The organism is Trueperaceae bacterium (assembly GCA_019454765.1).
GTDB lineage: Bacteria > Deinococcota > Deinococci > Deinococcales > Trueperaceae > JAAYYF01.
On sequence record JACFNR010000008.1, the window covers coordinates 47,310 to 49,532 of the forward strand.

Annotated in this window: 2 protein-coding genes; one reads left to right on the plus strand and one right to left on the minus strand. The window is 72.0% G+C overall.

Annotated features, from left to right (window positions below; translation table 11 throughout):
• Nucleotides 1-34: 34 nt before the first annotated feature.
• Nucleotides 35-700, minus strand: a complete 666-nt coding sequence (locus tag H3C53_04195; protein MBW7915875.1) for a hypothetical protein — start codon at nucleotides 698-700, stop codon at nucleotides 35-37.
• Nucleotides 701-778: 78 nt separating this feature from the next.
• On the opposite strand from H3C53_04195, the gene H3C53_04200 reads away from it, so the two are divergent.
• A complete protein-coding gene (locus H3C53_04200) occupies nucleotides 779-2,215 on the plus strand; it encodes a glycoside hydrolase family 13 protein (GenBank protein MBW7915876.1) in 1,437 nt (478 codons plus the stop codon).
• The last annotated feature ends 8 nt before the right edge of the window (nucleotides 2,216-2,223 follow it).

Genomic DNA, 2,223 nt, shown 5'->3' on the forward strand with positions numbered 1-2,223 from the left:
GCGGCGGCCGAGGAGCGGCGGGCCGGGCGAAGGCCTAGCCCTTCTCTGGCTGCGCGCGCGGGGCCGCGGCCAGGCCGGCCGGGGCGAGACGCTCCTCCAGCGCCGAGTAGACCTGCCCGGTGAACCGGAAGGCGCGCATGAAGAACTGCATGAGCGGCCCGGCGGTCAAGGCGAAGAGCGCCGTGCCCAGGCCGACGGTGCCGCCCATCAGCCAACCGAGCGCCAACACCGACAGCTCCGTGACCGTGCGCACCAGCCTCACGGTGCCGCCAGTCACCTTGGCGACGCCGAGCACGAAGCCGTCGCGGGGCCCCGCGCCCAGCCCGGCCATGAGGTAGAGGCCGGTGGCAACGCCGCAGAGCACCGTGCCGAGCGCGAAGACGCCCACTCCGGCCAGGTAGCTCATGGCGTGCGGGAAGCCGGGCATGGCGAGGAACGCGTCGCACCACACCCCGATCAGGACCATGTTCAAGACCGTGGCGATCCCCACCTTCACCTTGGGGCCGATGACGGAGTAGACGAGCACGGCGAGCCCGGCCAGGATCATCGCCTGCCCGATGGTCAGGGGCGTGAGCCGCGAGATGCCCTGGTGGAAGACGTCCCAGGGCCCCAACCCGATGCCCGCGTTGACCATCAAGGCGACGGACAGGCCGTAGATCACCAGCCCGACGTTGAGCTGCACCAAGCGGAGGAGGAACACGCGCCAGGAGTGGGGGCGCTTCGGCCGGATCACTAGCGGAGCCTAACCCCGCGAGCCCAGCGGGTTAGCATCCCGGACATGTCTCCGACTGGTCCCTGGCCCGACTGGGTGAAAGACGCCGTCTTCTACCAGGTCTTCCCCGACCGTTTCGCCCGCAGCGACCGGGTGCACAAGCCGAACGGCCTGGAAGCGTGGGACGCGCCGCCCACCCTGCACGGCTACAAGGGGGGCGACCTCCTCGGCGTCGTCGAGAGGCTCGACCACCTGCAGGCGCTGGGCGTCACGGCGCTCTACCTCTGCCCCGTCTTCGCCTCCGGCGCCAACCACCGCTACCACACGCACGACTACCACGTCGTCGACCCCATGCTGGGCGGCGACGCCGCCCTGGTCGAACTGTTGGAGGCGTGCCACGCGCGCGGCATGAAGGTCGTGCTCGACGGCGTCTTCAACCACGCCAGCCGCGGCCTGCTGCAGTTCCACGACCTGCTCGAGAACGGCCCGGCCAGCCCGTATCGCGACTGGTTCCACGTGCACCGCTTCCCGCTCAACGCCTACGGCGGCGGCTCCCTCGGCTACGAGGCGTGGTGGGGCCTCGCCGCCCTGCCGAAGTTCAACACGAGCAACCCCGACGTGCGCGAGTTCATCTACCAGGTGGCCGAGCGGTGGCTCGGGGTCGGCACCGACGGTTGGCGCCTCGACGTCCCGAACGAGATCGACGACGACGAGTTCTGGCGCGAGTTCCGCCGCCGCTGCCGCGCCGTGAACCCTGGCGCCTACCTGGTGGGGGAGATCTGGGACGACGCTGGGCGCTGGTTGCAGGGCGACATCTTCGACGGCGTCATGAACTACCAGCTCAACCGCGCCATCCTCGGGCTGGTGGGGCGGCAGCTCGCGCACGACGAGCTCTCGCGCAGCGGCCTCAACGGCATCGAGCGGCTCGACGCGGCGGGGTTCGCGGGCGTGGGCGCGAAGCTACTGCAGGCGTACCCGGACGAAGCCGTGCACTGCCAGCTCAACCTCCTCGGCTCGCACGACACGCCGCGCCTGGCCACCACCCTGATGGGAGACGGGGCGGCGGTCAGGCTGGCGTACCTGCTCCTCTTCACCTGGCCGGGCGCGCCCTGCGTCTACTACGGCGACGAGATCGGCCTGACGGGCGGTCACGACCCCGCCTGCCGCGGCGCCATGCCGTGGGATCACGAGGACGCGTGGGACCGCGACCTCATGGGGTACCTGAGCGCCCTGGCGGCGGCGCGCGCCCGCCTGGCGGCGTTGAGGCGGGGTCGGACCCGGCTCCTCGCGCCGGCCGACGGCGTCGTGGTGGTGGAGCGGTGCCTGCCGCACGAGCCGCCGACGCTGGCCGTAGTCAACCTCACGGACGCGGCGGCGGCGGTGCCAACGGACGCCGTGCCGGCCGGGGATTACCGCGACGAGGTGAGCGGCGCCACGCTGCGCCAAGCCGAGGGCGCGCCCCTCGTGCCGGCTCGCGGGGGGCTCCTCTTGACGCGCGCCTGAACCGGCGC